At 64.2% G+C, this 22,765-nt stretch carries 24 protein-coding genes; 14 read left to right on the top strand and 10 right to left on the bottom strand.

The window, feature by feature from the left end; translation table 11 throughout:
• Positions 1–74: 74 nt before the first annotated feature.
• Together VSR34_RS11290 and VSR34_RS11285 are read right to left on the bottom strand one after the other, a co-directional pair.
• A complete protein-coding gene (locus tag VSR34_RS11290; RefSeq protein ID WP_337588016.1) occupies positions 75–335 on the bottom strand; it encodes a GNAT family N-acetyltransferase in 261 nt (86 codons plus the stop codon).
• Positions 329–541, bottom strand: a complete 213-nt coding sequence (locus tag VSR34_RS11285) for a hypothetical protein (RefSeq protein WP_337588017.1) — start codon at positions 539–541, stop codon at positions 329–331. Before VSR34_RS11285 ends, VSR34_RS11290 begins: the two co-directional genes overlap by 7 nt.
• Positions 542–1,004: 463 nt before the next feature.
• Here VSR34_RS11285 and VSR34_RS11280 point away from each other — a divergent pair, with 463 nt between their 5' ends.
• The 4 genes from VSR34_RS11280 to VSR34_RS11265 all read left to right on the top strand — a co-directional run bounded on the left by VSR34_RS11280 (position 1,005) and on the right by VSR34_RS11265 (position 5,227).
• Positions 1,005–1,655 (top strand): ABC transporter substrate-binding protein, encoded by a 651-nt coding sequence (locus tag VSR34_RS11280; protein WP_042288599.1) that lies wholly within the window; start codon positions 1,005–1,007, stop codon positions 1,653–1,655.
• Positions 1,656–1,885: 230 nt separating this feature from the next.
• Complete coding sequence (locus tag VSR34_RS11275; RefSeq protein ID WP_342962503.1) at positions 1,886–3,820, top strand: AI-2E family transporter; 1,935 nt, start codon at positions 1,886–1,888, stop codon at positions 3,818–3,820.
• Positions 3,821–3,904: 84 nt separating this feature from the next.
• Entirely contained in the window at positions 3,905–4,165 is a 261-nt protein-coding gene (locus tag VSR34_RS11270) for a hypothetical protein (RefSeq protein WP_028230180.1), read from the top strand.
• 321 nt (positions 4,166–4,486) lie between these two features.
• A complete protein-coding gene (locus tag VSR34_RS11265; protein WP_028211237.1) occupies positions 4,487–5,227 on the top strand; it encodes a 3-ketoacyl-ACP reductase in 741 nt (246 codons plus the stop codon).
• A 235-nt stretch (positions 5,228–5,462) separates the two neighbouring features.
• On the opposite strand, the gene VSR34_RS11260 is transcribed toward VSR34_RS11265, so the two are convergent.
• Positions 5,463–5,966 carry a phasin family protein gene (locus VSR34_RS11260; RefSeq protein WP_051390859.1) on the bottom strand — a complete coding sequence of 168 codons (504 nt, stop codon included), beginning with the start codon at positions 5,964–5,966 and terminating at the stop codon, positions 5,463–5,465.
• Positions 5,967–6,308: 342 nt separating this feature from the next.
• Here VSR34_RS11260 and VSR34_RS11255 point away from each other — a divergent pair, with 342 nt between their 5' ends.
• Together VSR34_RS11255 and VSR34_RS11250 are read left to right on the top strand one after the other, a co-directional pair.
• Positions 6,309–7,604 (top strand): MFS transporter, encoded by a 1,296-nt coding sequence (locus tag VSR34_RS11255; RefSeq protein WP_028211238.1) that lies wholly within the window; start codon positions 6,309–6,311, stop codon positions 7,602–7,604.
• A 58-nt stretch (positions 7,605–7,662) separates the two neighbouring features.
• Positions 7,663–8,445, top strand: a complete 783-nt coding sequence (locus VSR34_RS11250) for a substrate-binding domain-containing protein (RefSeq protein ID WP_028230182.1) — start codon at positions 7,663–7,665, stop codon at positions 8,443–8,445.
• A 30-nt stretch (positions 8,446–8,475) separates the two neighbouring features.
• Here VSR34_RS11250 and dctA read toward each other — a convergent pair whose 3' ends face one another.
• The 3 genes from dctA to VSR34_RS11235 form a co-directional block, all read right to left on the bottom strand.
• Positions 8,476–9,795, bottom strand: a complete 1,320-nt coding sequence (gene dctA, locus VSR34_RS11245; protein ID WP_342962502.1) for a C4-dicarboxylate transporter DctA — start codon at positions 9,793–9,795, stop codon at positions 8,476–8,478.
• Positions 9,792–10,757, bottom strand: coding sequence for a LysR family transcriptional regulator (locus VSR34_RS11240; protein ID WP_028211241.1), 966 nt, complete (start codon positions 10,755–10,757; stop codon positions 9,792–9,794). The genes dctA and VSR34_RS11240 overlap by 4 nt, the downstream gene beginning before the upstream one ends.
• A gap of 524 nt (positions 10,758–11,281) precedes the next feature.
• The gene (locus VSR34_RS11235; RefSeq protein ID WP_028211242.1) at positions 11,282–11,869 is read right to left on the bottom strand and encodes a TetR/AcrR family transcriptional regulator; all 588 of its coding nucleotides are present in this window, start codon (positions 11,867–11,869) and stop codon (positions 11,282–11,284) included.
• 293 nt (positions 11,870–12,162) lie between these two features.
• Between VSR34_RS11235 and VSR34_RS11230 the strand changes: the two genes are divergently transcribed.
• Entirely contained in the window at positions 12,163–12,867 is a 705-nt protein-coding gene (locus tag VSR34_RS11230) for an SDR family oxidoreductase (RefSeq protein WP_028230185.1), read from the top strand.
• Positions 12,868–13,018: 151 nt separating this feature from the next.
• Here VSR34_RS11230 and VSR34_RS11225 read toward each other — a convergent pair whose 3' ends face one another.
• Positions 13,019–13,375 carry an STAS/SEC14 domain-containing protein gene (locus VSR34_RS11225; protein ID WP_342962501.1) on the bottom strand — a complete coding sequence of 119 codons (357 nt, stop codon included), beginning with the start codon at positions 13,373–13,375 and terminating at the stop codon, positions 13,019–13,021.
• 232 nt (positions 13,376–13,607) lie between these two features.
• On the opposite strand from VSR34_RS11225, the gene VSR34_RS11220 reads away from it, so the two are divergent.
• From VSR34_RS11220 to VSR34_RS11210, 3 genes are all read left to right on the top strand, one after another.
• Positions 13,608–13,919: a DUF4148 domain-containing protein gene (locus VSR34_RS11220; protein ID WP_028230187.1), complete on the top strand. Its 312-nt coding sequence runs from the start codon at positions 13,608–13,610 to the stop codon at positions 13,917–13,919.
• Positions 13,920–14,087: 168 nt separating this feature from the next.
• A complete protein-coding gene (locus VSR34_RS11215; RefSeq protein ID WP_028211246.1) occupies positions 14,088–14,579 on the top strand; it encodes a YbaK/EbsC family protein in 492 nt (163 codons plus the stop codon).
• A gap of 62 nt (positions 14,580–14,641) precedes the next feature.
• The gene (locus VSR34_RS11210; protein WP_028211247.1) at positions 14,642–14,848 is read left to right on the top strand and encodes a hypothetical protein; all 207 of its coding nucleotides are present in this window, start codon (positions 14,642–14,644) and stop codon (positions 14,846–14,848) included.
• Positions 14,849–14,968: 120 nt separating this feature from the next.
• Here VSR34_RS11210 and VSR34_RS11205 read toward each other — a convergent pair whose 3' ends face one another.
• Positions 14,969–15,187, bottom strand: a complete 219-nt coding sequence (locus VSR34_RS11205; RefSeq protein WP_028211248.1) for a hypothetical protein — start codon at positions 15,185–15,187, stop codon at positions 14,969–14,971.
• A gap of 193 nt (positions 15,188–15,380) precedes the next feature.
• Here VSR34_RS11205 and VSR34_RS11200 point away from each other — a divergent pair, with 193 nt between their 5' ends.
• The 4 genes from VSR34_RS11200 to VSR34_RS11185 all read left to right on the top strand — a co-directional run bounded on the left by VSR34_RS11200 (position 15,381) and on the right by VSR34_RS11185 (position 20,702).
• A complete protein-coding gene (locus VSR34_RS11200; protein ID WP_028230189.1) occupies positions 15,381–16,145 on the top strand; it encodes an H-NS family nucleoid-associated regulatory protein in 765 nt (254 codons plus the stop codon).
• A 202-nt stretch (positions 16,146–16,347) separates the two neighbouring features.
• A complete protein-coding gene (gene ligD / locus VSR34_RS11195) occupies positions 16,348–18,864 on the top strand; it encodes a DNA ligase D (protein WP_342962500.1) in 2,517 nt (838 codons plus the stop codon).
• Positions 18,865–18,939: 75 nt separating this feature from the next.
• A complete protein-coding gene (locus VSR34_RS11190; RefSeq protein ID WP_028230191.1) occupies positions 18,940–19,866 on the top strand; it encodes a Ku protein in 927 nt (308 codons plus the stop codon).
• Positions 19,863–20,702: a tetratricopeptide repeat protein gene (locus tag VSR34_RS11185; RefSeq protein WP_342962499.1), complete on the top strand. Its 840-nt coding sequence runs from the start codon at positions 19,863–19,865 to the stop codon at positions 20,700–20,702. The genes VSR34_RS11190 and VSR34_RS11185 overlap by 4 nt, the downstream gene beginning before the upstream one ends.
• Positions 20,703–20,760: 58 nt before the next feature.
• Here the strand turns inward: VSR34_RS11185 and VSR34_RS11180 are convergent, their stop codons facing one another.
• On the bottom strand, positions 20,761–21,621 hold the full coding sequence (locus tag VSR34_RS11180; protein WP_342962498.1) for a class I SAM-dependent methyltransferase: 861 nt from the start codon (positions 21,619–21,621) through the stop codon (positions 20,761–20,763).
• A 34-nt stretch (positions 21,622–21,655) separates the two neighbouring features.
• Positions 21,656–22,621: a LysR substrate-binding domain-containing protein gene (locus tag VSR34_RS11175; protein WP_028211254.1), complete on the bottom strand. Its 966-nt coding sequence runs from the start codon at positions 22,619–22,621 to the stop codon at positions 21,656–21,658.
• Between the last annotated feature and the right edge of the window lie 144 nt (positions 22,622–22,765).

Genomic DNA, 22,765 nt, shown 5'->3' with positions numbered 1-22,765 from the left:
GGAATGCGACGAAGGGCGGGGAAGCGGGCGCGAATGGAAATCCGGCGGCGCGAACGGTGGCGAACGGTGGCTTCTCAGACGGGCGCGGCTGGAAGCGCCTTCGCCATCTCGGTCGTCCCGATCCAGCCTGGCCGCTCGTAAAGCGGCCGCCCTTGCTCGGTCGCGTGCAATATCGCGTACGTGACACCGCGCCTCGCGAATTCGTCGTCGGCGAGCTGCATGAGCCGGCGTGCAAGACCGCGGCGCCTGGCGCGCGGCTCCACGTAGACATTGAGCACATACCCGCGCAGACCGGTTTCCGGATGCATCGGATGCGGGGGCCAGTCGATCAGCATGAGCCCGAGCCCGCGAGCGCCACAGCCTGCTCACTCAGCACGTAGCCGAAATACGCGCCATTGGCGAGGCGCGGCTCGAGCCACTCGCGGAAGTGTGTGGTCATCGTGCGCAATGTGGCCTCGTCGCGGCCAGCCTCGCGAAACATCGCTTCGCGATGGCGGCAGATCAATTCGAGATCCTGGGCATCGAGTGGGCGGACATCCATGCGGTTCTCCAGAAGCGCACCGCACAGGGTAACTCAGCACGGGGGCGCGCTCGCTTTGTTTCGCGGCCGGTGGCATTCCGGTTTTCCGCCTTGCCGTGACGCGCGTGTCGTTTTTACAGAGCCGGTGCGGCTAGGGGCCCCCTGCGACGCAAGCCCATCGAGAGACCGCCAGGATGGAATGGGTCTTGCTAGACTTCGCGCCGACTCGCCCGGAGGCGGGCCCGCCGGAGGACGCGCATGCGCGAAGCAGCATGAAAGGCGCAGCGACCCGACCTGCGCGCGCGCAACCCGCTAGACTAAGCGCTGGCGAGCGGTTCATGCGGTTCGTACGATATGCAATTCATGCGATGCATCCGGGGCCCGGCGTTAGAGGGCCTCGCGCAACGGCAAGCAGCGTGACGCTGGCCGTCCCGCTCGTCGAATCCCGCCGCATCGTCGTTCCCGCCATTGCCCAGAGATATCGATGACAAGGTCATTCCGCATCACCGCGCTGCTCGCGTGCTGTCTGTCGCTCCTGCCCGCCACGGCGGCGCTTGCCCAATCGCCCCAGGTGGACCAGTCGGACCCGCAGGCGCTCATCAAGACCGCCACGCAGCAGGTGCTCGACGAAGTGCGCACCAAAGCCATTGCGCCAGACGACATCGCGCGCATTCAGGACATCGTCAACCGCGACATTCTTCCGTATGTCGATTTCCGCCGCACCACGCGGCTCGCCATGGGGCCGCACTGGCGCACGGCGACGCCCGGGCAGCAGGAGCAGGTCGAGCAGCAGTTCCAGTTGCTGCTGATCCATCTCTACTCGGGCGCGATCGCGCAGCTGAAGCCCGACCAGAAGATCGACTACCCGCCCATGCGCAACGCGCCCGGCGACACCGACGTCGTGGTGCGCACGCTCGCGCAGACGAACAGCAACCCGGTGGAAATCGACTACCGCCTCTACAAGACGCCGCAGGGCTGGCGGCTCTACGACCTGAACGTGCTCGGCGCGTGGCTGATTCAAACCTATCGCCAGCAGTTCAACGAGAAGATCCAGCAGGGCGGGGTGGACGGGCTGATCCAGTTCCTTGCCGCGCGCAATCAGGAGCTCGTGTCGGGCAAGACGCAGTCGCAGTGACGGACGGCCGCGACGCGCGGTTTCTGCACCCCGGCCTCCCCACCTGCGAAAATCGGATTTTTTGTGCTGCGCTCCCGGCCGCGCGGGCGCTGTACCATTTCGAGACATGCCGGGTGCATGTCACCGGTGCGTGTGGCCAGTTCGCAAACTTGTTCGCAAATGGACCGTGCGCTTGCCCGAGCTGTCACGGCCCCGTTTTTCGCTTCCCTTTCTTGCCGATCTGATCTGACATGAATTTCCCGCTGCCGCCGCAGGGCCGCCGCAACCGGGTGTTTCCGCCAAGTCCGCCCACGCTGCATAGCCTCGCCTCCGTCATTACCGGCGTAGTCGTGGTGTGCGGCCTGTATTTCGGGCAAGCGGTGCTGATTCCCATCACGCTCTCGGTGCTGCTGAGCTTTCTGCTGGCGCCGCTCGTCACCGCGCTGCGGCGCTTCCACGTGCCGCAGTTCATCGCCATTCTCGTCGCGGTTCTCTCCACCGTGCTCGCGCTCGCCGGTGTGGGCGCGCTGATCGCCGCGCAGGTCTACCAGCTCTCCGCCTCGCTGCCGCAGTACCAGGAAGAGATCGAGCAGAAGGTGCAAACGGTGCAGCAAAAGACCGTGGGCCGCGCCGATTCGCTCATGGCCCGCGCCGCCGCCACGCTGCAGCGCGTCACGCCCACGCCGCCGCCCGCGCCGCTGCAGCCGCGCGGGCGCGCGGCGCGCAACCAGCCGCAACAGCCCATGCCCGTGGAGGTCCACACGCCGGCGCCCACGCCGCTGCAGCTCGCGCAAAGGGCGCTCGCTCCGGCGCTCGCGCCGCTCGAAACGGGCTTTATCGTGCTCGTGGTCACGATCTTCATCCTGTTCCAGCGCGAGGATCTGCGCGACCGGCTCATCAGCGTGTTCGGCTCCGAGGACCTGCACCGCACGACGACCGCCATCAACGACGCCTCGCAGCGGCTCTCCCGCTACTTCATCGCGCAACTCGGCGTGAATGTCTCGGTGGGCGGGGTGATCGCGCTGGGGCTGGCGGGCATCGGCGTGCCGGGCGCCCTGCTGTTCGGCGCGGTCGCGGCGCTCATGCGGTTCGTGCCCTACATCGGCATCTGGATCGCCGCGATCATGGCGACCATTGTCGCCGCAGCCACGCAGCCGCAATGGACCATGGCCGTCACGACGCTGATCTTCTTCATCGTCGTGGACGTGGTGGCGGGTCAGTTCGCCGAGCCGATGCTGTATGGACGGCGCTCGGGCCTCTCGCCGCTCGCCGTGGTGGTGGCGGCGATTTTCTGGAGCTGGCTGTGGGGGCCCGTGGGTCTCGTGCTGTCCACGCCGCTCACGCTGTGCATCGTCACGCTCGGCCGTTATGTGGACCGTCTGCACTTCCTCACCATCCTGCTCGGCGACCAGCCCGCGCTCACGCCCGCGCAAACCTGCTACCAGCGCCTGCTCGCCGACGATCCGCACGAGGCGTTGCTGCAGGCCGACCGGCTGCTCACGAGCATGCGGCTCATCGACTACTACGAGCAGGTGGTGTTCGAAGGACTGCGCTTCGCGCGCAACGACGCCTTGCGCGGCGTGCTGCCCGCCGAGCAGGTCGCGCGCATCAACCAGGCGCTGCTCGATATCGTCGAGGATCTCGAATCCGTGGACGATTCGCGCCACGCCGCGCCCGAGGGCAGCGGCGAGGAGTCCGCTGCGCGCGCGGACGAGTTCACGCTGTCGCCGGTTGCGGGGGAAGTGCTTTGCGTGCCCGGACGCGGCGCGTTCGACGAGGTGGCGGTGGCGATCGTCGGCCAGTTGCTCATGCGGCGCAATATTCCCTGCGCGGCGACCACCTACGACGAGGTGCGCGCCACACGCGGGGCCGTGATCGACGAACGCGCCCCGGTCATTTGCGTGGTCTCGCTCGACGCGCCCGAGTCGGCGCCTTACCTGCGCAATCTCGTGCGGCGGCTGCGCGAGCGCGCGTCCGACTCGACGATCGTGGTGGGCATCGGTGCAACGCTGCGCGACGACGGCGCCGGCATCGCCGACGATCCCGGCACGCTCTTTCCCACCTCGCTGGGCAACCTCGTGGAGGAATGCGGCGCAGCGCTCCTGCCGACTCACGCGCCGCGGGCCGGGAAGACGGAGACAACGCCGGCAATACAGGATCCCTACCGCGCCGGCGCGAAATTGTGACAGTCATCGCAGTGACACATTGAACCCTGAAGATATGCGGCCCTGTGCCCCTGGTTGCGGCATTCGAGTTACTGGGAGACGACATTGCTGAGTCCGCATGAATTCGCCACGCTAATGCTGGTCCGTCATTCGCCGGAGCAGATCGACATGAACCGCGAGGAACTGGACACGCTGCTTGAGCGCCAGCTGGTTGCGCTCGAGCAGTGGACGGAAGGCCACCGCCGGCTGTCGCTCACGACCGCGGGCCGCTCGCTGCTCGAAGCGATGGGGCGGCTGGACGATGTGACGGGGCTGCCCGAGACGTTTGGCAGCGGGCGTTTTGCTGATTTCGCTGCCGGCGTTTGATGCCCTTTCAACGAGCCTGCAGGTAGCCCGCGCGGCGCGGGGCTGCCTGCGCAACTATGCAAAACGCATTTCCTGCTCATTCATTTATTGAGTTATGCCAGGTATCTGTGTGATCGCGCACACCTGACAGCCTGCTTCCCTTGTGTCCCCATAAGTCCGCTGTTAGGCTGAATCGTTTCCCGGACGAGTTCAGCAGCCGCACAGCGGGCGTTTCCCATTACGGGTTTATCCCCATCGCCCGGCTTGTAGGTGGTCGTCAAACTGACTCCATCCTCCAGAGTCTTCCCCACTCACCTACTCCCTAAAGCAAAAGGAGGATTTATGGCAAAGCGTATTGCCTACGTGACCGGCGGCATGGGCGGCATCGGTACGGCCATCTGTCAGCGTCTGCACAAGGACGGCTACACGGTCGTCGCGGGCTGCGGCCCGAATTCGCAACGCAAGACGCGCTGGCTCGACGAGCAGAAGGCGCTCGGCTACGAGTTCGTCGCGTCCGAAGGCAACGTGGCCGACTGGGATTCCACGGCCAAAGCGTTCGAAAAGGTGAAAAAGGACGTTGGCGAGATCGACATTCTGGTCAATAACGCGGGCATTACACGCGATGTCGTCTTCCGCAAGATGACGCATGAAGACTGGATCGCCGTGATCGACACCAATCTCACGAGCCTTTTCAACGTGACCAAGCAGGTGATCGACGGTATGATCGAGCGGGGCTTTGGGCGCGTGATCAACATCTCGTCGGTGAACGGGCAGAAGGGCCAATTCGGCCAGACGAACTACTCCACGGCCAAAGCCGGCATTCACGGCTTCACCATGGCGCTCGCCCAGGAAGTGGCGACCAAGGGCGTGACCGTCAATACCGTTTCGCCGGGCTATATCGGCACGGACATGGTGAAGGCGGTGAAGCCCGAAGTGCTTTCCAAGATCGTGGACAGCATTCCGGTACGGCGCCTCGGCGAGCCATGGGAGATCGCCTCCATCGTGGCGTGGCTGGCGTCCGATGAATCGGGCTTCTCGACCGGTGCGGACTTCTCGCTCAATGGCGGGCTGCATATGAGCTGAGCGTCGCGGCGGCATGCGAGTCGGTCGCGAGTCGCACGCCGATTAGAAGCACGACGAAGTGATCTGGCGGGAGCGGCGTCGAGCCGGCTCCCGCTTTGTTTTTTCGTGGCGGCTTGTTGCGGTGCTGACTACGCGCGAACAACCGGCGTGCTGGCCGCGATTTCGACGCGGCAGCTGTACCCGCTGCGCAGACCGGCGGACGGGTGTCGCCGCGTGAGTTCGCTTCCACAGCGCATCAACGCGTTCCGGATGGGGGCGGCTTTTCGTCGGCACCCACGATCCGTACCGCCTGCGTCGCACCGCGAACGGCGTGAGTCGGATCGCCCGTCAATATCGTCGAACCCAATCCGGAAGCACTGTCCTTGAACGCTGCGCTCCATGCCATGAAGTCGCGGTTCAGGCGGCTCTCCGTATCGGTTACGGCATCGACGACCGCGCCGAGCAGGATCTCGTTGACGTGCCGCCAGTAGGCCGCAGCCTTCGCGGTGCCCGCTAACGCATAGCTTGCATTCAAACGCCATGCGTCGAACGGCGAGCGTTCGCTGGCTGCCTCCAGCGCGATTGCGCGCTGCTCATCCAGGGTTGTACTGAGCGCACGGCTGTTGAGCTCTGCGATGCGGCCAGCGGTGTCGGCGCACAGCCGTGCGAAGTCGTTTATTCCAGTGTCCGGCGTCGAAGCGCCTTGAGACCCTTTGCCTGGGCCTGCGTCGGGTAGTGCGATCGTGGGTTCAGTCATCATGGCTCCGCTCGAGGGGTTCAATTGGGGACGCGCATCGGTCGCGCGCCTTGGTGCAGTGCCGCAATCAATATTCCCGGGTTCGCCCAGGGGTGGGGGAGCCGAACGGATTTGCCCGCTCGGCCGGCCCATGGGTGATCCAGGCCGGGCAAGCCGTTGCGGGAAACCGGGCAAGTACAGCGTGGCACGGCAAGCTGCGGCCGTACCAGCAGGCATCGATTGATAACCAGACAACATCAATCGTTCCGAAAATTGCACTTATCGTTGTGCCGGTTCCGGGCGAAGATTGCCAAAACCAAAACGACCGGACCACGGCATATTTTCTGGATCTCTGGAGACACCTCGATGCACCCCTCGTCTAGCCTTTCGACCGCACAGTCGAAGGCCGCTGCGGTTTTCCGCGTAACGGCCGGGAATTTTCTGGAGCAGTTCGACTTCTTTCTGTTTGGCTTCTACGCCACGCAGATCGCCAACGTCTTCTTTCCCGCCCAAAGCGAATTCGCTTCGCTGATGATGACGTTCGCGGTATTCGGCGCCGGCTTTCTGATGCGGCCGCTGGGCGCGATCGTGCTCGGCGCCTATATCGACGACGTCGGCCGCCGCAAGGGCCTCATCGTCACGCTCTCCATCATGGCGAGCGGCACCATCCTGATCGCATTCGTGCCGGGTTACGCCACGATCGGACTCCTGGCGCCCGCGCTCGTGTTGCTCGGTCGGCTGCTGCAGGGCTTCTCTGCCGGCGCGGAACTGGGCGGCGTCTCGGTGTATCTCGCCGAGATGGCCACGCCGGGCCGCAAGGGCTTCTTCACGAGCTGGCAGTCCGCGAGCCAGCAGGTGGCGATCGTCGTTGCCGCGGGCCTCGGCTTCGCGCTCAATCAATGGATGAGCGCATCGGCCATCGCCGCGTGGGGCTGGCGCGTACCGTTCTTCGTCGGCTGCATGATCGTGCCGTTCATCTTCATGCTGCGGCGAAATCTGGAGGAAACGCAGGAGTTCAAGGCGCGCCAGCATCGTCCGTCCATGAAGGAAGTGTTCGGCACGCTGGGGCAGAACTGGACCGTCGTTATCGCCGGCATGATGCTCGTCGCGATGACCACCACGAGCTTCTATCTCATCACGGTCTACGCGCCGACCTTCGGCAAGACGGTCCTGCATCTGAGCACCGCCGACAGTCTGCTCGTGACGCTGTGTGTCGGCGTGTCGAACTTCGTGTGGCTGCCGATCGGCGGGGCGCTCTCCGACAAGATCGGCCGGCGGCCGCTCCTCGTCGCCATGACGGTGCTCGCCATGGCGACCGCGTACCCGGCACTGTCGCTGCTCGCTCACGCGCCGAGCTTCATCAACATGCTGCTCGTGCTCCTTTGGCTCTCGTTCATGTACGGCATCTATAACGGCGCGATGGTCGTCGCGCTCACGGAAGTCATGCCGGTGCAGGTGCGCGTTGCAGGCTTCTCGCTCGCCTACAGCCTCGCTACGGCCGTGTTCGGAGGCTTCACGCCCGCGATTTCGACGGCGCTCATTCATATGACCGGCGACAAGGCCGCCCCCGGCTACTGGATGAGCTTCGCCGCGGCGTGCGGCCTGCTGGCGACGTTCGCACTCTATCGCCGCCGCGCGGTGACGCTGACTCCGGCGCACTGATGCCAAGGCGCGGTCCCGCATGTTCCCGCAATCATCACTATCCCAAACGACCCTCAGCATGAGAAACCTGCTTCGGAAACTTTGCGCGGCAGCGCTCGTCGCAACCTCGGCCGCTGCGGCGAACGTGCAGGCCGCCGACCTGCACGTCATGAGTTCGGGCGGCTTTACCGCCGCATACAAGGTGCTCGGTCCCAGGTTCGCGTCCCAGACGGGCAACACGCTCGACACCGCATACGGACCGTCAATGGGCAAATCGCCCGAAGCGATCCCGAACAGGCTCGAGCGTGGCGAGCCCGCGGACGCCGTCATCATGGTCGGCTACGCGCTCGACGATCTGATCAAGCAAGGCAAGGTCATCGCCGGATCGCGGGTCGAACTGGCCGATTCGCGCATCGGCATGGTCGTGCGCGAAGGCGCGGCGAAGCCCGACATCGGCTCGCCAGAAGCGCTCAGGCTGACGCTGCTGCATGCGAAGTCGGTCGCCTACTCGGACAGCGCGAGCGGCGTCTATATCGAGCGGGAGTTGTTCAGGAAGCTCGGCATCGAGGATCAGGTCAGGCCGAAGGCGAAGATGATTCCGCGGATTCCTGTGGCATCGGTGGTGGCGAACGGCGACTACGAAATCGGCTTCCAGCAGGTGAGCGAGTTGCTGCCAATCCAGGGCGCGACCTTCGTCGGAAAGATTCCCGAGTCTCTGCAGTCGGTCACGCGCTTTGCCGCAGGCATCCCCGTCGGCGCTCAGCATCCGAAGGAAGCGAAGGCGCTGCTCGACTATCTCGCCTCTCCCGGCGTACAGGCAGAAGTGAATTCGACCGGGCTCGATTCCGTCTCGGCGCATTGAGACAGAGCCCCGGGAAGGGCAGCCTTCCCGTCACGCCCGGGTGTCTGTCGCGGCGTCATCGGCGGTGTCATCGGCACCGCCCCGGCAGCGCGGCCCGGCCGCGCCGAGCGCGCGAGCGAGACGCGCTCGATCGCAGGCGCCTTCCCACAACGACACGATGATCGCCGCACAGGCGTTGCTGATCACGCTCGTCAAGGCGCGCGCCTCGGACATGAAGCGGTCGATGCCGACCAGAAGCGCGACGCCGGCCACCGGCAGATCGGGAATCACCGTGAGCGTCGCGACGAGCGCGACGAGTCCGCTGCCGGACACGCCGGCCGCGCCCTTCGAAGTGAGCAACATGACGGCGAGCATCGTTGCGATTTGCGGCGCGGAGAGCGGCACATCGCACGCCTGCGCGATGAACAGGGCGGCGAGCGTCAGGTAGATCGCGGTGCCGTCCAGATTGAACGAATAGCCCGCGGGCAGCACGAGCCCCACGACGCCCTTGTCACAACCGAGCGCTTCGAGCTTCACGAGCAGGCGCGGCAGGACCGGCTCCGTCGACGAAGTCGCGAGGACGATCAGCAGTTCCTCGCGCAGGTAGCGCAAGAGTCGCCAAAGCGCGAAACCGTGCAACCGCGCGAGCGAGCCGAGCACGAGTGCGACGAACACGAGGCATGCCACATAGAAAGACACCATCAGCATGCCGAGCGAGCCGACCGAGCGAATGCCGAAGCGGCCCACCGTGAAAGCCATCGCACCGAACGCCCCGAGCGGGGCGAGCCGCATGATCATCGCAAGGATGCGAAAGAGCACCTGTGCTACGCCGTCGATCACCTCCAGTAAGAGCCGGCCGGCCTGCTGATGCGAATTGAGCGCGAAGCCTGCGAGAATCGCGAGCAGCAGCACCGGCAGCACGTCGCCCTTCTCGAAGGCGCCGAGTATCGTGTCCGGGATCGCGCTCAGCGCGAGCGCCACGAGCCCGGTTCCCTGCGCGGGCTTCGCATAGGGCGCGAGAATGCTCGAATCGAGATGACGCACGTCGACGTGCAGGCCGGCGCCGGGTCGCATCACGAGCGCGGTGACGAGGCCGATCGCGAGCGCGACGGCCGTCAGGACATAGAAGAGCGCCAGCGCCCGGATGATCGTGCGGCCGATGGCCTTCCCGTTCGCAAGCGAGGTGATGCCGAGGACGATCGTGCAGAAGACGATTGGCGCGATCGTCATCCGCACGAGGCCGACGAACGCGTCGCTGAGGGGCTTGAGCAGCGCGCCGGCCGATGGCCAGAAGTGGCCGACGGTCATGCCGAGCGCCATGCCCAGCAGGACCTGCACATAGAGCAGACGAAGCGGTCTTGTCAAACTCACGACGCGGTCTTCCTTCGTGTCTTGCCTGTCGTGGCGCTGTTGCCTCCCGCATCGCTGCCTGCGACTCTGCCGCGCTTCGTTTCGATGATGGCCCGGTGAAACTCCTCCGCAGCGGGCGTGAGTGGACGCCCGCGTCGTCTCACGATGCCCACGCGTCGTTTGACCACCGGTTCGACGAGCGGCACGCTCGTCAGGACAGGGTGGTCCTCGCCGGGCATGGCCATCGACGGCACCGCGGCAACGCCGAGCCCCGCTTCGATCAATCCGAGCATGGTCGTGACGTGCCGCGTCTCACAGACGCTCGGCGCGCGCGGCGGCACGGCCGAGAGCGCCTGGTCGAGCAACAGGCGATTGCCGGAAGTCTTGTCGACCGAGACGTACTCGTGCTCGTAAAGCTCGCCCCAGGTCACGCGACTCTTGCGCGCGAGCGGATGGTCGCGGCGGCAGGCGGCAACGAACCGCTCCTCCAGCAGCAACTTGAACTCGATCTCGGGCTCCTGGCTGCCCATGAAGCTCACGCCAAAATCAGCCTCGCCGCTGATGACGGCGCCGAGCACGTCGTTCGCGCTCGAATCCAGCAGCTTGACCCTGATGCGCGGAAAGCGGCGATGATAGCTCGCGATGACGTTCGGCAGAAAGTAGTACGCCACCGAAGGCACGCACGCGATCGTCACGTGACCGAGGCGGCTCGATGAAACGTCGCGGATGCCGAGCAGCGCGACGTCGAGATCATCGAGCAGTTGTTCGGCGCTCGGGGCAAACACGCGGCCGACGGTGGTGAGGGTGACGCTGCGCGTGGTGCGATCGAAAAGACGCACGCCGAGCGCTTCCTCGAGCTTGTCGATCCGGCGGCTCAAGGCAGGCTGGGAGATGCTGACCGCCTCGGCGGCTTTTCGGAAGCTTCCCAGCTCGACCACCGCGCGAAACGCTTGCAAGTCGTTCAAGTCGAAATTGATGCCCACGGGCGGTCTCCGCATCATTGGATGCCGCGTATTTTGCATGATTCAGCCAAAGTACCCATCGGGACAACGCCTGTGTGCACTGCCTCGAGGCGCAACGCCTAAGTGAAATGCGACCGGCTGGCTTTTGCACCGCCAGGGAAGCCGCCTCCTCTGCAAGGCGGTCGAGCGCTGCATGACGGTCGACAATTGCGTGAACTCGGCGCCATATTGGGCTCGTTTCGGGCAATTGGTTCATCGCGTCCAGGTCTACACTGGTTTTCATGGAGCGAGTCGTTGGCTCCATCCCGGGATTCCCCTCCTGCGGAAGAGTTGGACCATACCATGTACCCGTTGCAAAAAAGCAGTCCGGCGGTAGCAGTCGTATCTGGCAAGGCTAACCGGTTTTTGTCGAAGTACAACGCTATTGAAATAATGAGGAGTGCAGGGTAATACGCCGTTGAAGTACCGCTTCATCAAGGCATGATCCGCAGGTCCAGGCCGCTTGCATCGGAAAGGATGCGGGCGGCCTTTGTTCGTCCAGCGCGCTACTGACGCGAGGCTCGGGGCTCGTCGGGCGCGTCGACGAGCGTGCGCCGCCCCGCGTCGAGGATTTCGTCGGCGAGGGCCGGGTCTGCGCCGGCGATCGCACGCGACAGCACGATTGCCCCCACCATTTCACTGAACGCTGCGATCGCGTCGCGACGGGTTTGCTCCGGCGGCGTGCCGTCCGTCGCCATCATGTCTGCCAGGCGGTCGAGATAAGCGGCGAGCCCGCGCGCGTAGCACGCACGCGCCGCGTCGGTCATCCGGGGAGCATCGCCCGCGAAGCCCGAGAGCGGGCACCCCGCCTCGATGTTGTCGCGGTGCGCGCTCGACAGGTAGCGCGCCGTCTGCTTCGCGAGGCTCCCGCTGTTCGGCGAATCCGCATAGTCCTGCATCGCCTTTTCCATCACCGCGGCAACCAGCGCGTCCTTTGACTTGAAGTGGTTATAGAAGCCGCCCTGCGTGAAACCGGCTTCCTTCATCAACTCCGTGAGCCCCACGGCGTCGACGCCGCGCGCCCTGAACAGCCGCTCGGCGGCCGCGACGATCGCGTTGCGGTTCTCGGCGGCCTGCTGTCGTGATACTCCCATCGGTCCCTCCCTTCTCCCTTCTCCCTGATCCAGGCGATCACGTCGATTGATAAACACAATGTCGATCACCATTGACATGCGTCAATGGCATCGACACAATGCCACGATGGTGATCGACATTGACTGAGTGTAGTCGACTTCCGCGTGCAGCGCGACGCCACGCCGGCGCGGTGCTGCGGCCGGTCCAGATTCATTGCGCTTCAATGCACTGGCTGGCCAGACGAGCTTTCACGGGATTTCAAGCGCGCGCGAAGCCGGGCGCGCATGCGATCCATCAGACGAAAGGATGGGATATGAAGATCGAAGGTGCGGTTGTTTTCGTCACGGGCGCGAACCGCGGGCTTGGCCGCGAGTTCGCAAAACAGGCGCTTGAAAGAGGGGCGCGCAAGGTCTACGCCGGCGCGCGCGATCCGGCTAGCGTGACGCTGCCGGGCGTCGTCCCCGTGAAGCTCGACGTCACCGATCCGGCGGCCGTGGCCGCTGCCGCCGACGCGGCGCGCGACGTCACGCTGCTCATCAACAATGCGGGCATCGCGCGGCTCGGCAGCCTGACGGACGACGGCGCGCTCGATGCGTTGCGCGATCACTTCGAGACGAACGTGTTCGGCGTGCTGGCGATGGCGCGGGCGTTCGCGGGCAACCTCGCCGGCAACGGCGGTGGCGCGATCCTGAACGTGCTGTCGGTTGCGAGCTGGGTGAACCGGCCGATCCTCTCCGGTTATGGCGTATCGAAGTCGGCCGCGTGGGCGGTGACCAACGGGCTTCGTCATTCGCTGCGCGAGCAGCGCACGCAGGTCGTCGGGCTGCATGCCGGCTTTATCGATACGGACCTGACGCGCGGGCTGGAAGTGCCGAAGGCGACGCCGGACGACGTCGTGCGTCAGGCGTACGACGCGATCGAGGCCGGAGCGGAGGAAGTGTCCACCGACGCGTTCACGCGGGAGGTGAAAGCCGGGCTGTCGGCAGGTGTCTATCTGAACGAGCCGGCTACTCACTGACTTCGCAGGAGCGGCTACGTTTCGCGAACGGGTTCGCGCGGCATCGAAGCGTCGGTTCAGGTTGCGGCCTGGTCGATGTGCGCGTCCCCTCGCCAACCGTTTCTGGCGATGTTGAGGTTCCGTTCGCAAGCGCTCGCCCTGGAAGCGAGGTTCATTCGTTGATCCAGGCTCGCGCCTGTTCCAGCTCGTCGATACGGAACGCCTTGATTTCAGCCTTTGTAAAGAATCGCGCCAAATGCATCGAGGCGCGAATCCAGCCCGCGTCGGCGACCACCGCCGCGCGCTTGACCTTGCGCGCCACTGAAACGCCGAGCGTCAGGTCAGTCCACAGCGCTTTAGGCTCCATACCGGTGAAATGCTCGATGCGTTCGAGTACACGGGTCTTTCCGTTCAGATCAAGGTCGTCACGCATTCGCTCGATGGCTTCGCGCAGTTCGCCGTCTGTGATTTTGCCTTCGACGGATATTTCGATGACCGATGAATCGTGAGTGGTGTGATAGAGAATCATGACGGAACCCGAGCCAGTGAGAGGTTAGAGGCTGACGCACCGATAAACCCGGCGTCCGGTGGCTTTCGCATGGTACCGCTTTGCACGCCCGATTAGCCTCGAGTATTTGCTCATCATGCACTGAGCGCCTCCTCCGGTGACAGGTCTAAGGCAGAATAAACACTGGAAGTCACGCGCGACCGTTGGCGTCGCACTGCTTGCGCCGCGCCAATCAGACCTGTGGAGATGCGCTATGGAAACCCTTGCGAGAAACCGCTCGGCGCTTGCTGCGTTGACGCTCCTGCTGACGGCATGTGTCGTCGGCGGCGTGCCGCAAAGCGGGCCACATCTGAGCCCGACGGAGTGCCGCGACCTGGCCGCGCTCAAAACCAATGCGCCTCCGACCAAGGCGCAACGCCAAAGCGAGCTTTCGGCCCTGCGCAAAGCGGGCTATGACCCGTCACCATGGAACGACGATCCGAACTACCCGGACGACCTGCATGCGGCGCAGCAACTCGTCGACCATTGGTTCCAAACCGAGTGCCCGCAGTATCAACCCGGGTGAGAAAGGCGGCTTCGCTGGACTCATCGGTGACAACTTGAAGTCCGTTACCGGGTCTCGTGCCGAGGTTTGATGGAGCCGGTGGCGGCGTGCTATTTGCACGCGCGTGAACTATTCTGAAGGGACGACTCGCGGTTGGTTTTCTTCTACGCATTCGACAGGAGGTGTGCCATGTCGATGTCGACCACTTTGCAGGAGCGCCTGCGCAGCAAGGGCTCACGCTACGAAATCGTGCGCCACCCATACAGTCATTCGAGCATGGAAAGCGCTGCCGCGGCTCACATTCCCGGCGACCGTCTTGCCAAAACCGTGCTGCTGGAAGACGAGCACGGCTATGTAGCCGTCGTGCTGCCCTCGACTTATGCCGTGCAATTGTCCGAGCTTTGGAACAAGACAGGACGCAGGCTCGCCCTTGCTACGGAGGTCGAACTGCGCGAGCTCTTCAAGGACTGCGATGCAGGGGCGTTGCCGCCGATCTGCGGGGCGTATGGCATGAAAACCTACCTCGATACGAACCTTGCCGATCAACCGGACATCTACTTCGAGGCGGGCGATCACGAAGAACTGGTTCATATGGAAGCGGACCAGTTTCTGGCTCTGATGGACGACGCGGAGCGTGCCCATTTCGCAAGGCGCATGCGCGGCATGAGTGGCCGCGCGTAAGTGAGCGGAGCGGGGCCAACGGCCGCGAAAGGACGCGCAGCGATCACTCAAAGGGGCAAACAATGAAGTTCTATGCGCGTGAGCACGAAGGGCGTCTCGAGGTTTTTAGCTTCGACGGTGTCTACAGAATTCGCATTACGCAATTGTGCGGCGCGGCGAAAAATGCGTTCGTGGATACCGTCCAGCTATGGATCAGCGATGGCGTGTCACCGGACGAAGCCATCGCACGGGAGGCCGAGTCGTTGGCCCGATTGATCGAGGAATACTAGAAACTGACACGAACGCTTTCCGGAGTGAGCCGTCGAAAAGAGCCGCAAATTGAAGCGCCATTGCACCGCATGTGCGTGCAATCGTTCGAAGCGGATCCGGTTGAGCCGGAATCTGCGGCGTCAACCATGGGTGTCCACCCACGCGCGTGCCCAGGCTAACCCCGCTTGCTGTGCGTCGTCCTCCGAATTAAATAAATCCAGAACGCCCGAAGCGCTGATGAGTTTATGGTCCCGGGTCACCGTGCCGCCTCCGGCATAGCGCTCGGGCGTGAGGATGTCCGCCTGTTGGGCGATGGCGTGGCCCCACAAAACGTATCCTTTATAGGTTTCTCGTACCATGGATTTTTCCAGATGCGGGAGTTACGGAAGCTGCTCGCCGAGCCAATCCGTAAACGGCATTACGTGAGTTGGTCAGCAATGGACAGTAATATTTCTCGCTGACGAGCGCAAAGGAATTCAAAACCAGATATTGTATTTGCCGTCCGATGTGGCATAGTGCCGGAAAACTATCTTTTCAAGGGAAAAAACACGAATGGCTACGCTCGAATCGATTCAGGCAAGGATCGCAAAGTTACAGGCTCAAGCAGAAGCATTGGCGACAACGAAATCGACAGCGGTGCTCGAAAAGATTCGTGGTCTCATGAGCAAGCACGCGGTGACGCTCGCCGATATCGAAGCATTTGTCGGCAAACGGCTCGGACGCAAAGCGGGAACTACCGCTGCGGCCCGGCAGGGCTCGTCGGCCGCAAAATATCTCGATCCGAAGACGGGTGCAACCTGGTCGGGCCGCGGTCGAGCGCCTGCCTGGATTGCCAATGCGAAGGACCGAAGCAAGTTTCTGATTACGGGCGCAACGCCGAAAACCGCTGCTGATGTGAAAGCGCCGAAGGCGGGGAATTACGTACGTGGCCCGCAGCCGCCGAAATACCGTGATCCGAAAACCGGCGCGACCTGGTCCGGCCGTGGCACGGCACCCGCGTGGCTCGCCGGCGCAAAAGACCGGTCGAAGTTTTTGATCGAAAACGCAGAACCTGCAAAGAAGGCGTCGAAGGCGCCGGCAGCCAAAAAGTCCGCCGCAAAGAAGAGCACCGCGAGTAAGAAAGCCACTGTGAAGAAGGCCACTGCAAAGGCGGCAACGCCGGCGCGCAAGGCCGCTCCGAAGAACGGTGCGGCGGCGAAATCGCCGGTCTCCAGAAAGGCACGGGCACCGAAGGTCGCGGTGAAGTCAGCGGAACCTGTCGAAGTAGCGGCGCCGCAGGCCGCCACTGAGGTTGCGAGTTCGGCCGCCGCGGCCTGAAGATCCACTCAGGCGCCACGCACCGGGCCTCGGAAGCATTCCCGAGCCCGGTTCGGCGCTTGTACTCGTTGCGGTGACCAAGGCAGCCGTGGTTTGAGGCCTGGCCGGCGCCCACCTGAGTCTGCCAACTGCAGCGCGTGCAGCTGTCTTCAGGCTTTCGATTTGCGACACACCAGGCGAGAGCGCTTCCTGGAGTATCGTCATGGCCTCACCCCGCGACCGCGACCCGGCGGCTCCGCCGCTTTCCCGTTATGGCAAAAAGCGGGATTTCCGCATCACGCCCGAACCGGCGCCATCGCCGCCCGGCGGAACCGCCGACCGGGAGCATCCCTGTTTTGTCGTTCAAAAGCACTGGGCAAGCCGGCTTCACTATGACTTTCGGCTCGAGCTCGATGGCGTGCTGCTGTCGTGGGCGGTACCGAAGGGTCCATGCTACGACCCGAAGGAAAAAAGGATGGCTATCCACGTGGAAGACCATCCTGTCGAATACGGAGGCTTCGAGGGCACCATTCCGCCGAAACAATACGGCGCCGGCACGGTGATCGTGTGGGACCGCGGGACATGGGAGCCCGTCGGCAATCCCCAGGAGGGAATGGCAGCCGGCAAGCTGGTCTTTCGGTTGCATGGCGAAAAGCTTGCAGGGCTCTGGGAACTGGTTCGCATATCGAAGCCCGACGACAAGCAGGACCAGTGGATGCTGTTCAAGAAGCGCGATGCGTGGGCGCAGCCGCTCGCGCAATACGATGTGATCAAGGCGTTGCCCGACAGCGTCACGACGAAGCCGCTGGGGCTCATCGAAGAACGCGAGCCGAAGGAAGCGAGGTCAGTCCACAATGAGGCGTCCGGGATAGACCTCTCCGCGGCGGTGTCTGCGCCGTTGCCTGCCAGACTCGAGCCGCAACTCGCCACGCTGGCGGCTTCGCTTCCCACAAGCGGTGACTGGATAGCGGAGGCGAAGCTCGATGGCTATCGCATGCTGGCGCGCATCGCCAAAGGGCATGTGCGGCTCATTACGCGAGGCGGCCATGACTGGACCGCCAGGTTCCCGACGCTCGCAGCGGAAATCGAAGCGCTTCCCGTCACGAGTGCGTGGCTCGATGGCGAGATCACTGTCATAAAGAACGGCATTCCCAGTTTCGCCGCCTTGCAGGATGCGATAGACGGCAACGCCAACCAGCACATCGTCTACTTCCTGTTCGATCTGATCTACCTCGACGGGAAGGATCTCAGGAAGGTGCCGCTTTGGGCGAGACGCGCGCGGCTAGCGCAGCTGCTTGAAAAGCCCGGCGAGCATATCCGTTTCAGTCAGGACTTCGAAGCACCTCCCGCCCAGCTGTTCGAGGCCGCCTCCGGACTGGGCCTTGAAGGGCTCATGCTCAAGCGCCGCGATGCGCCCTATGAATCGGGGAGGACCCAGACGTGGCTCAAGGCGAAATCGCGGCTGCGGCAGGAGTTGGTGATCTGCGGCTTCACGGCCCGGGGCGGCAAGGACGGCGAGGTTGGCAGCCTGCTGCTCGGCTACTACACGGACGGCAAGCTTCGTGACGCCGGAAGCGTCGGTACCGGCTGGGACGCCAGGACCGCGCACGACTTGTGGGCACGGCTCTCGCTCCTTGAAGTGGATGCGGCGCCCTTCGACATGGCTGTCGACAGGCGCCGCCGCTGGGGGCGGCGCTCCGCGGGCAGCGAGCGCTGGGTTCGCCCCGAACTCGTCGCGGAGGTCGAGTTTGCGGAATGGACGGCCGATGGCGTCATCCGGCAGGCCTCCTTCAGAGGACTGCGAATCGACAAGCCGCCCGGCGGTGTCGTCCGGGAGGGCGGCAGAACCCAGGCACCGAGCTCTCAGCCGAAGCTCAAGATCACGCATCCGGAGCGCATAGTCGATCCTTCGGCTGGCATCACGAAGGCAGATCTCGTCCGCTACTACGCGAGTATTGCGGAACGCATGTTGCCTCACTTGAAGGCTCGCCCGCTCGCCATGGTCCGCGCACCCGAGGGCATCGCGGGACAGCTGTTCTTCCAGAAGCATGCCGAGAGAACGAGCATGCCCGGGCTGACGGCCCACGACCGCGCGCTATGGCCGAACCATCCGCCCTTGTTGACGGTCGACACCGTCGACGCTTTGCTTTCGGCCGCGCAAATGAACACCATCGAATTCCATACGTGGAATTCGACGGTCCGACAACTCGACAAGCCCGACCGTGTCATTTTCGATCTGGACCCGGGAGAAGGCGTGAAATGGGGGCACGTTCAAGAGGCCGCGCTGCTCGTTCAAACGCTGCTATCGGAACTCGGTCTGCAAGCGTGGCTGAAAACGAGTGGCGGGAAGGGCTTGCATGTCGTCGTGCCGCTGGCGCCGCGCCTGGGCTACGAGCCCGTGAAGGCGTTCTCGCAGGCTTTCGTGCGGCACCTCGCGAAGTCCATTCCGGAGCGCTTTTCGGCGACGTCGGGGGCTTCGAACCGGGTCGGCAAGGTCTACGTCGATTATCTGCGCAACGGCAAGGCGCAGACCACGGCCGCCGCGTTTTCGGCCCGCGCGCGGCCGGGGATGGGCGTTTCGATGCCCGTGTCCTGGGAGCAACTGGCTGCCCTCAAGAGCGGGGCGCAATGGACGGTCCAGACGGCCCGCGAGTACCTGAGCTTCCAGCCGCTGGACCCGTGGGCGGATTACGGGTCGACGCGGCAGTCGTTGGCGTCGGCGATAAAGCGCCTAGAATGAAACCACCGCTGGCCGGCGGCGGCATGCGCTTTGCGTAAGCGACATGCTGACCGTGCAAATCGCGAGGAGGAGTCCATGCCCGCCCGCTCAATCGCTTCTTTGACCCTGTCTTTCGGGCTCGTTTCGATACCGGTGAAGCTCTATAGCGCGACCGAGACTTCGTCGGACGTCAGGTTCCACATGCTCGCGCCGGACGGCTCGCGCGTGAAGCAGCAGTACATCTCGGAGAAGACGGGCGAGGTGGTCGACCGCTCGGCCATGAACAAGGGCTACGAGTTCGAAAAGGACCGCTTCGTGGTCTTCACGAGCGACGAACTCAAGGCGCTGGAAGACGCCGCCAGCCATGTCGTGGAGATCATGGCCTTCATCCCGAAAGAGGCGATCAATCCGGTGTTCTACGACAAGGCGTATTTCATCGCGCCCGACAAGCGCGGCGGGAAGCCGTACAGCTTGTTGCAGCAGGCGCTCGCACAGAGCGGCCGGTGCGCGCTGGCGAAATGGGCGTCGAAAGGGCGAACGCGAATCGTGCAGGTGCGCCCGGAAGAAGATGGGCTCGTCTTTCAGCAACTGCGCTATGCCGATGAGGTTCGATCGCTGGCCGAGCTGCATATCGAGCGTGTTCAAGTATCCGATACCGAAATGAAACTCGCGCTGCAGATCATCGAGCAGGGTGCGCAAGACAATTACGACCCGAATGCCTACGAAGACGAGGAAAAAAAGCGCATCCTCGCTGCCATCGACGAGAAGATCGAAGGCAAGCAGGTCGTCATTCACGAGCCCGAGGAAGAGCAGGTTGGCGGTGGACAAGTCATCGACCTGATGGATGCCTTGCGCGCGAGTCTGAAAGGAGGCGCAAAGGCGAAAGCGGCTCCGGCGCCGAGGCGCAGCAAGAGCGAGGAACCCGTTGCCGAGCTGCCCGTCGCGCCCAAGACGCGCAAGCCACCGGCGCGTGCAGCCAAGGCTCACGCTGAAGCGCCTGCGAAGGTTCGGGCACGCAAGTGACGTCACGAGCCGCCGCGCGCGAGATTTCGATGCGCGAATTGCAGGCCATGCTGGGGGTCTCGCGAAGCGTGGTTTCAGGCCTCGTCGCGGCGGGATTCGTGACACCGTCGCGAGGGCCGGGCAACGCATACCGCTTCACGTTCCAGGATATCGTGCTGCTGCGCACTGCGTTGCAGTTGCGCGAGGCGCGCATCCCGCCGCGCAAGATCATCACGGCCCTCACTCGGCTCAAGGACGCATTGCCCGATGCGTTGCCGCTCACAGGGATTCGCGTATCGGCGGTCGGCAGCGATGTCGCCGTGCGAACCGGCACTTCGCAGTGGGATGCCGTTACCGGCCAGCTTCTGCTGGACTTCGAAGTCGCGCAAATCAAGGGCGATGTCGTCTTTCTCGACTCGGCTCCCGCGCAGAAGAACGTCGCGCACCAGGCGCAGGAGTGGTACGAACTCGGCGAGCAACTGAGAACGTCCGATGCAAGCGGTGCTGAACGCGCGTACAACAAGGCCATCGAGCTATCGCCGCAGCCTTTTTATGCCGCCTATGTGGACCTCGGCGCGCTGCTGTGTGAACTCGAAGGACGCTGCGAAGATGCGCTGCATCTATTCGAGAAGGCGCTCACTCACTTCCCCGACGATGCCGTGTTGCACTTCAACCGCGCGATTGCGTTCGAGGAGCTGGGCCGCCTCGAAGACGCCGAGCGAAGTTATCAACGCTGCCTTGCGCTCGACCCGTCGTACGCGGATGCTCACCACAATCTGGCGATACTGCTCGAAAGACGCGGCGATCCACAGGGGCTGGTCCGCCATTTGAACGCGTATCGCCGGCTGACGACATGAACTGCACACAACATGTGCCGCCGATCCTGCCGGACCTATCCCCGGGCGGCGTTGCCGTTCAAACCGTCGCCACCAGAATCGACTCCCCGCTCGCGGGCCGCAGCCCATCGCGACGTCCTGAGAAATAACGCGCGGTGAGATCCGCGGTCGAAACATGTTGCGCCTCGCGCAGCCCCGCTTCGCGTGCGAGCGCAAGCATCTCGTCCGGCGCGAAGAAGCTCACGAACGGCGTGCCCGCCGCTCGCGCGCGCTCGTACACGGCGGCGTGCTGCGAGCGCTCGGGCCCGGCGATGAGATCGAGCGGCAAGAGGAACGTCATGGCGAGCGTGGAGCCCGGTGCGAGCCGTGCGATCTGCCGCAGCGTCGCGAGATTCGCTTCGCGCGTGAGATACATGGAAACGCCCGTGGACGCGATCACCGCAGGTTTCGCCGCGTCGAATCCCGCCGCGGCGAGCCGTTCCCACCACGCCTCGCCGGCTTCGAAGTCCACGGGCACGAAGTGCAGCCACGCCTCTTCGCGATAGCCAAGCTCCGTGAGCCGCTGGCGCTTCCACGCCTGCGGCCCCGGCTTGTCCACCTCGTACACCTGCAGCCGCGAAGCGATCTCCGGGCGGCGTTGCGCGAACGTGTCGAGACCCGCGCCGAGAATCGCGTATTGCAGCGCCAGGCCTTTCGCGGTCTGTTCGGCCACGAGATCCTCGACGAAGCGAGCCCGGCCGACGATCGAAGCGCGATAACCGCGCGTGCCTTGCGGATCCATATCGGGCCGCTCGCGCCAGTTCGTATCGGGCGCAGCGATCTGCAGACCGGTTTCGTCTTCGAGGACGTGAGGCGCATCGTCGACCTCGATGTGCAGCGCGCGCCATAGCGCGACGCGTATGGCGGTGCTGTCGGGCGCTGCGGCATGGCTGGCGTGCATGGTTCCGTCCTCGGGCACGAATTTCCTCGCGCGATTATCGCGCGGTTTGCGCTCCGTAGATCTCGGCGCTCACTTGCCGCAACGTCTCCATCATCACGCTCGCCGCGGGCGTGAGCAGGCCGTCCGCGCGCGTGATGATGCCGAAGTCGTCCATCTGGCAGTCCATCGGCACGGGCAGGATCGCGACCATGCCGTGCGCCGCGTAGTAGCGCGCCACGTCCTCGGTGAGCACGGCGATCATGTCGCTTTGCTCCAGCACGCGCGTGATGAAAAGCAGCGCGGGCGTTTCCACCACGTTCGAAGGGGGCGCGAGGCTGGCGCGCTGGAACATCAGCTCGAAGCGGTGGCGCAACACGCTGCCCACCGGCGGCACGACCCACGTGTCGCGTGCGATGTCGGCGAGCGCGATAGACCGGGATTGCCCGTCGGCGAGCATCGGATGCCCGGGCCGCACCACGGCGCAGACGGGCTCGCCCGCGAGCCGCTCGTAGCGCAGCTGGAGCTTGTCGTGCTCGGCTGAGAGGCGTCCCAGCACCACGTCGAGCTTGTCCTGCGCGAGATGCTCGAGCAGCACGTTGCTCGCGTCGATCTCCACGCTCACGCGCAGGTTGGCGTGCGTGCGCTTGACCGCCGCGACCGCCGCCGGCAGCACGCGCACGCCCGGCGACGTGATCGCGCCCACCGCCACGTGGCCGAGGCGCCCGGCCTTCAGGGCGCTCAGCTCCTCCTGCGCCTGGTCGAGGCTGCCGAGCACGGCGCGCGCGTGGCGGATCAGCGCGTCGCCGTACAGCGTGGGGCGCATGCCGCGCGGCATGCGCTCGAACAGCACCGCGCCCAGCATGTCTTCCAGCTCGCGCAGCAGCTTCGAGGCGGCCGGCTGCGTCATGCTGAGCACCGCCGCCGCCCGGTGGATGTTGCCTTCTTCGGCCAGCGCCACGACGAGGAGCAATTGCCGCGTTTTCAACCGCGTGCGCACATACCAGGGGCTTGTGTCGAGCATGATTTCGCTGGAAATCCCAAATAGTATTAGGTGTTTATACCAATGCCTGTTTCGGTATCGGATGCGTCCATTTTTTCATTAGAAGGTTATCAGAGTTCTCCATAGACTGTGCTCAATCCATTGCGCGAATGACTCGCCCCAAAA

The organism is Paraburkholderia sp. JHI2823 (genome assembly GCF_038900695.1).
Taxonomy (GTDB): Bacteria; Pseudomonadota; Gammaproteobacteria; order Burkholderiales; family Burkholderiaceae; genus Paraburkholderia; species Paraburkholderia mimosarum.
The sequence above is the reverse complement of the archived record's forward strand: the minus strand, read 5'-3'. Positions and strand labels throughout refer to the sequence as shown.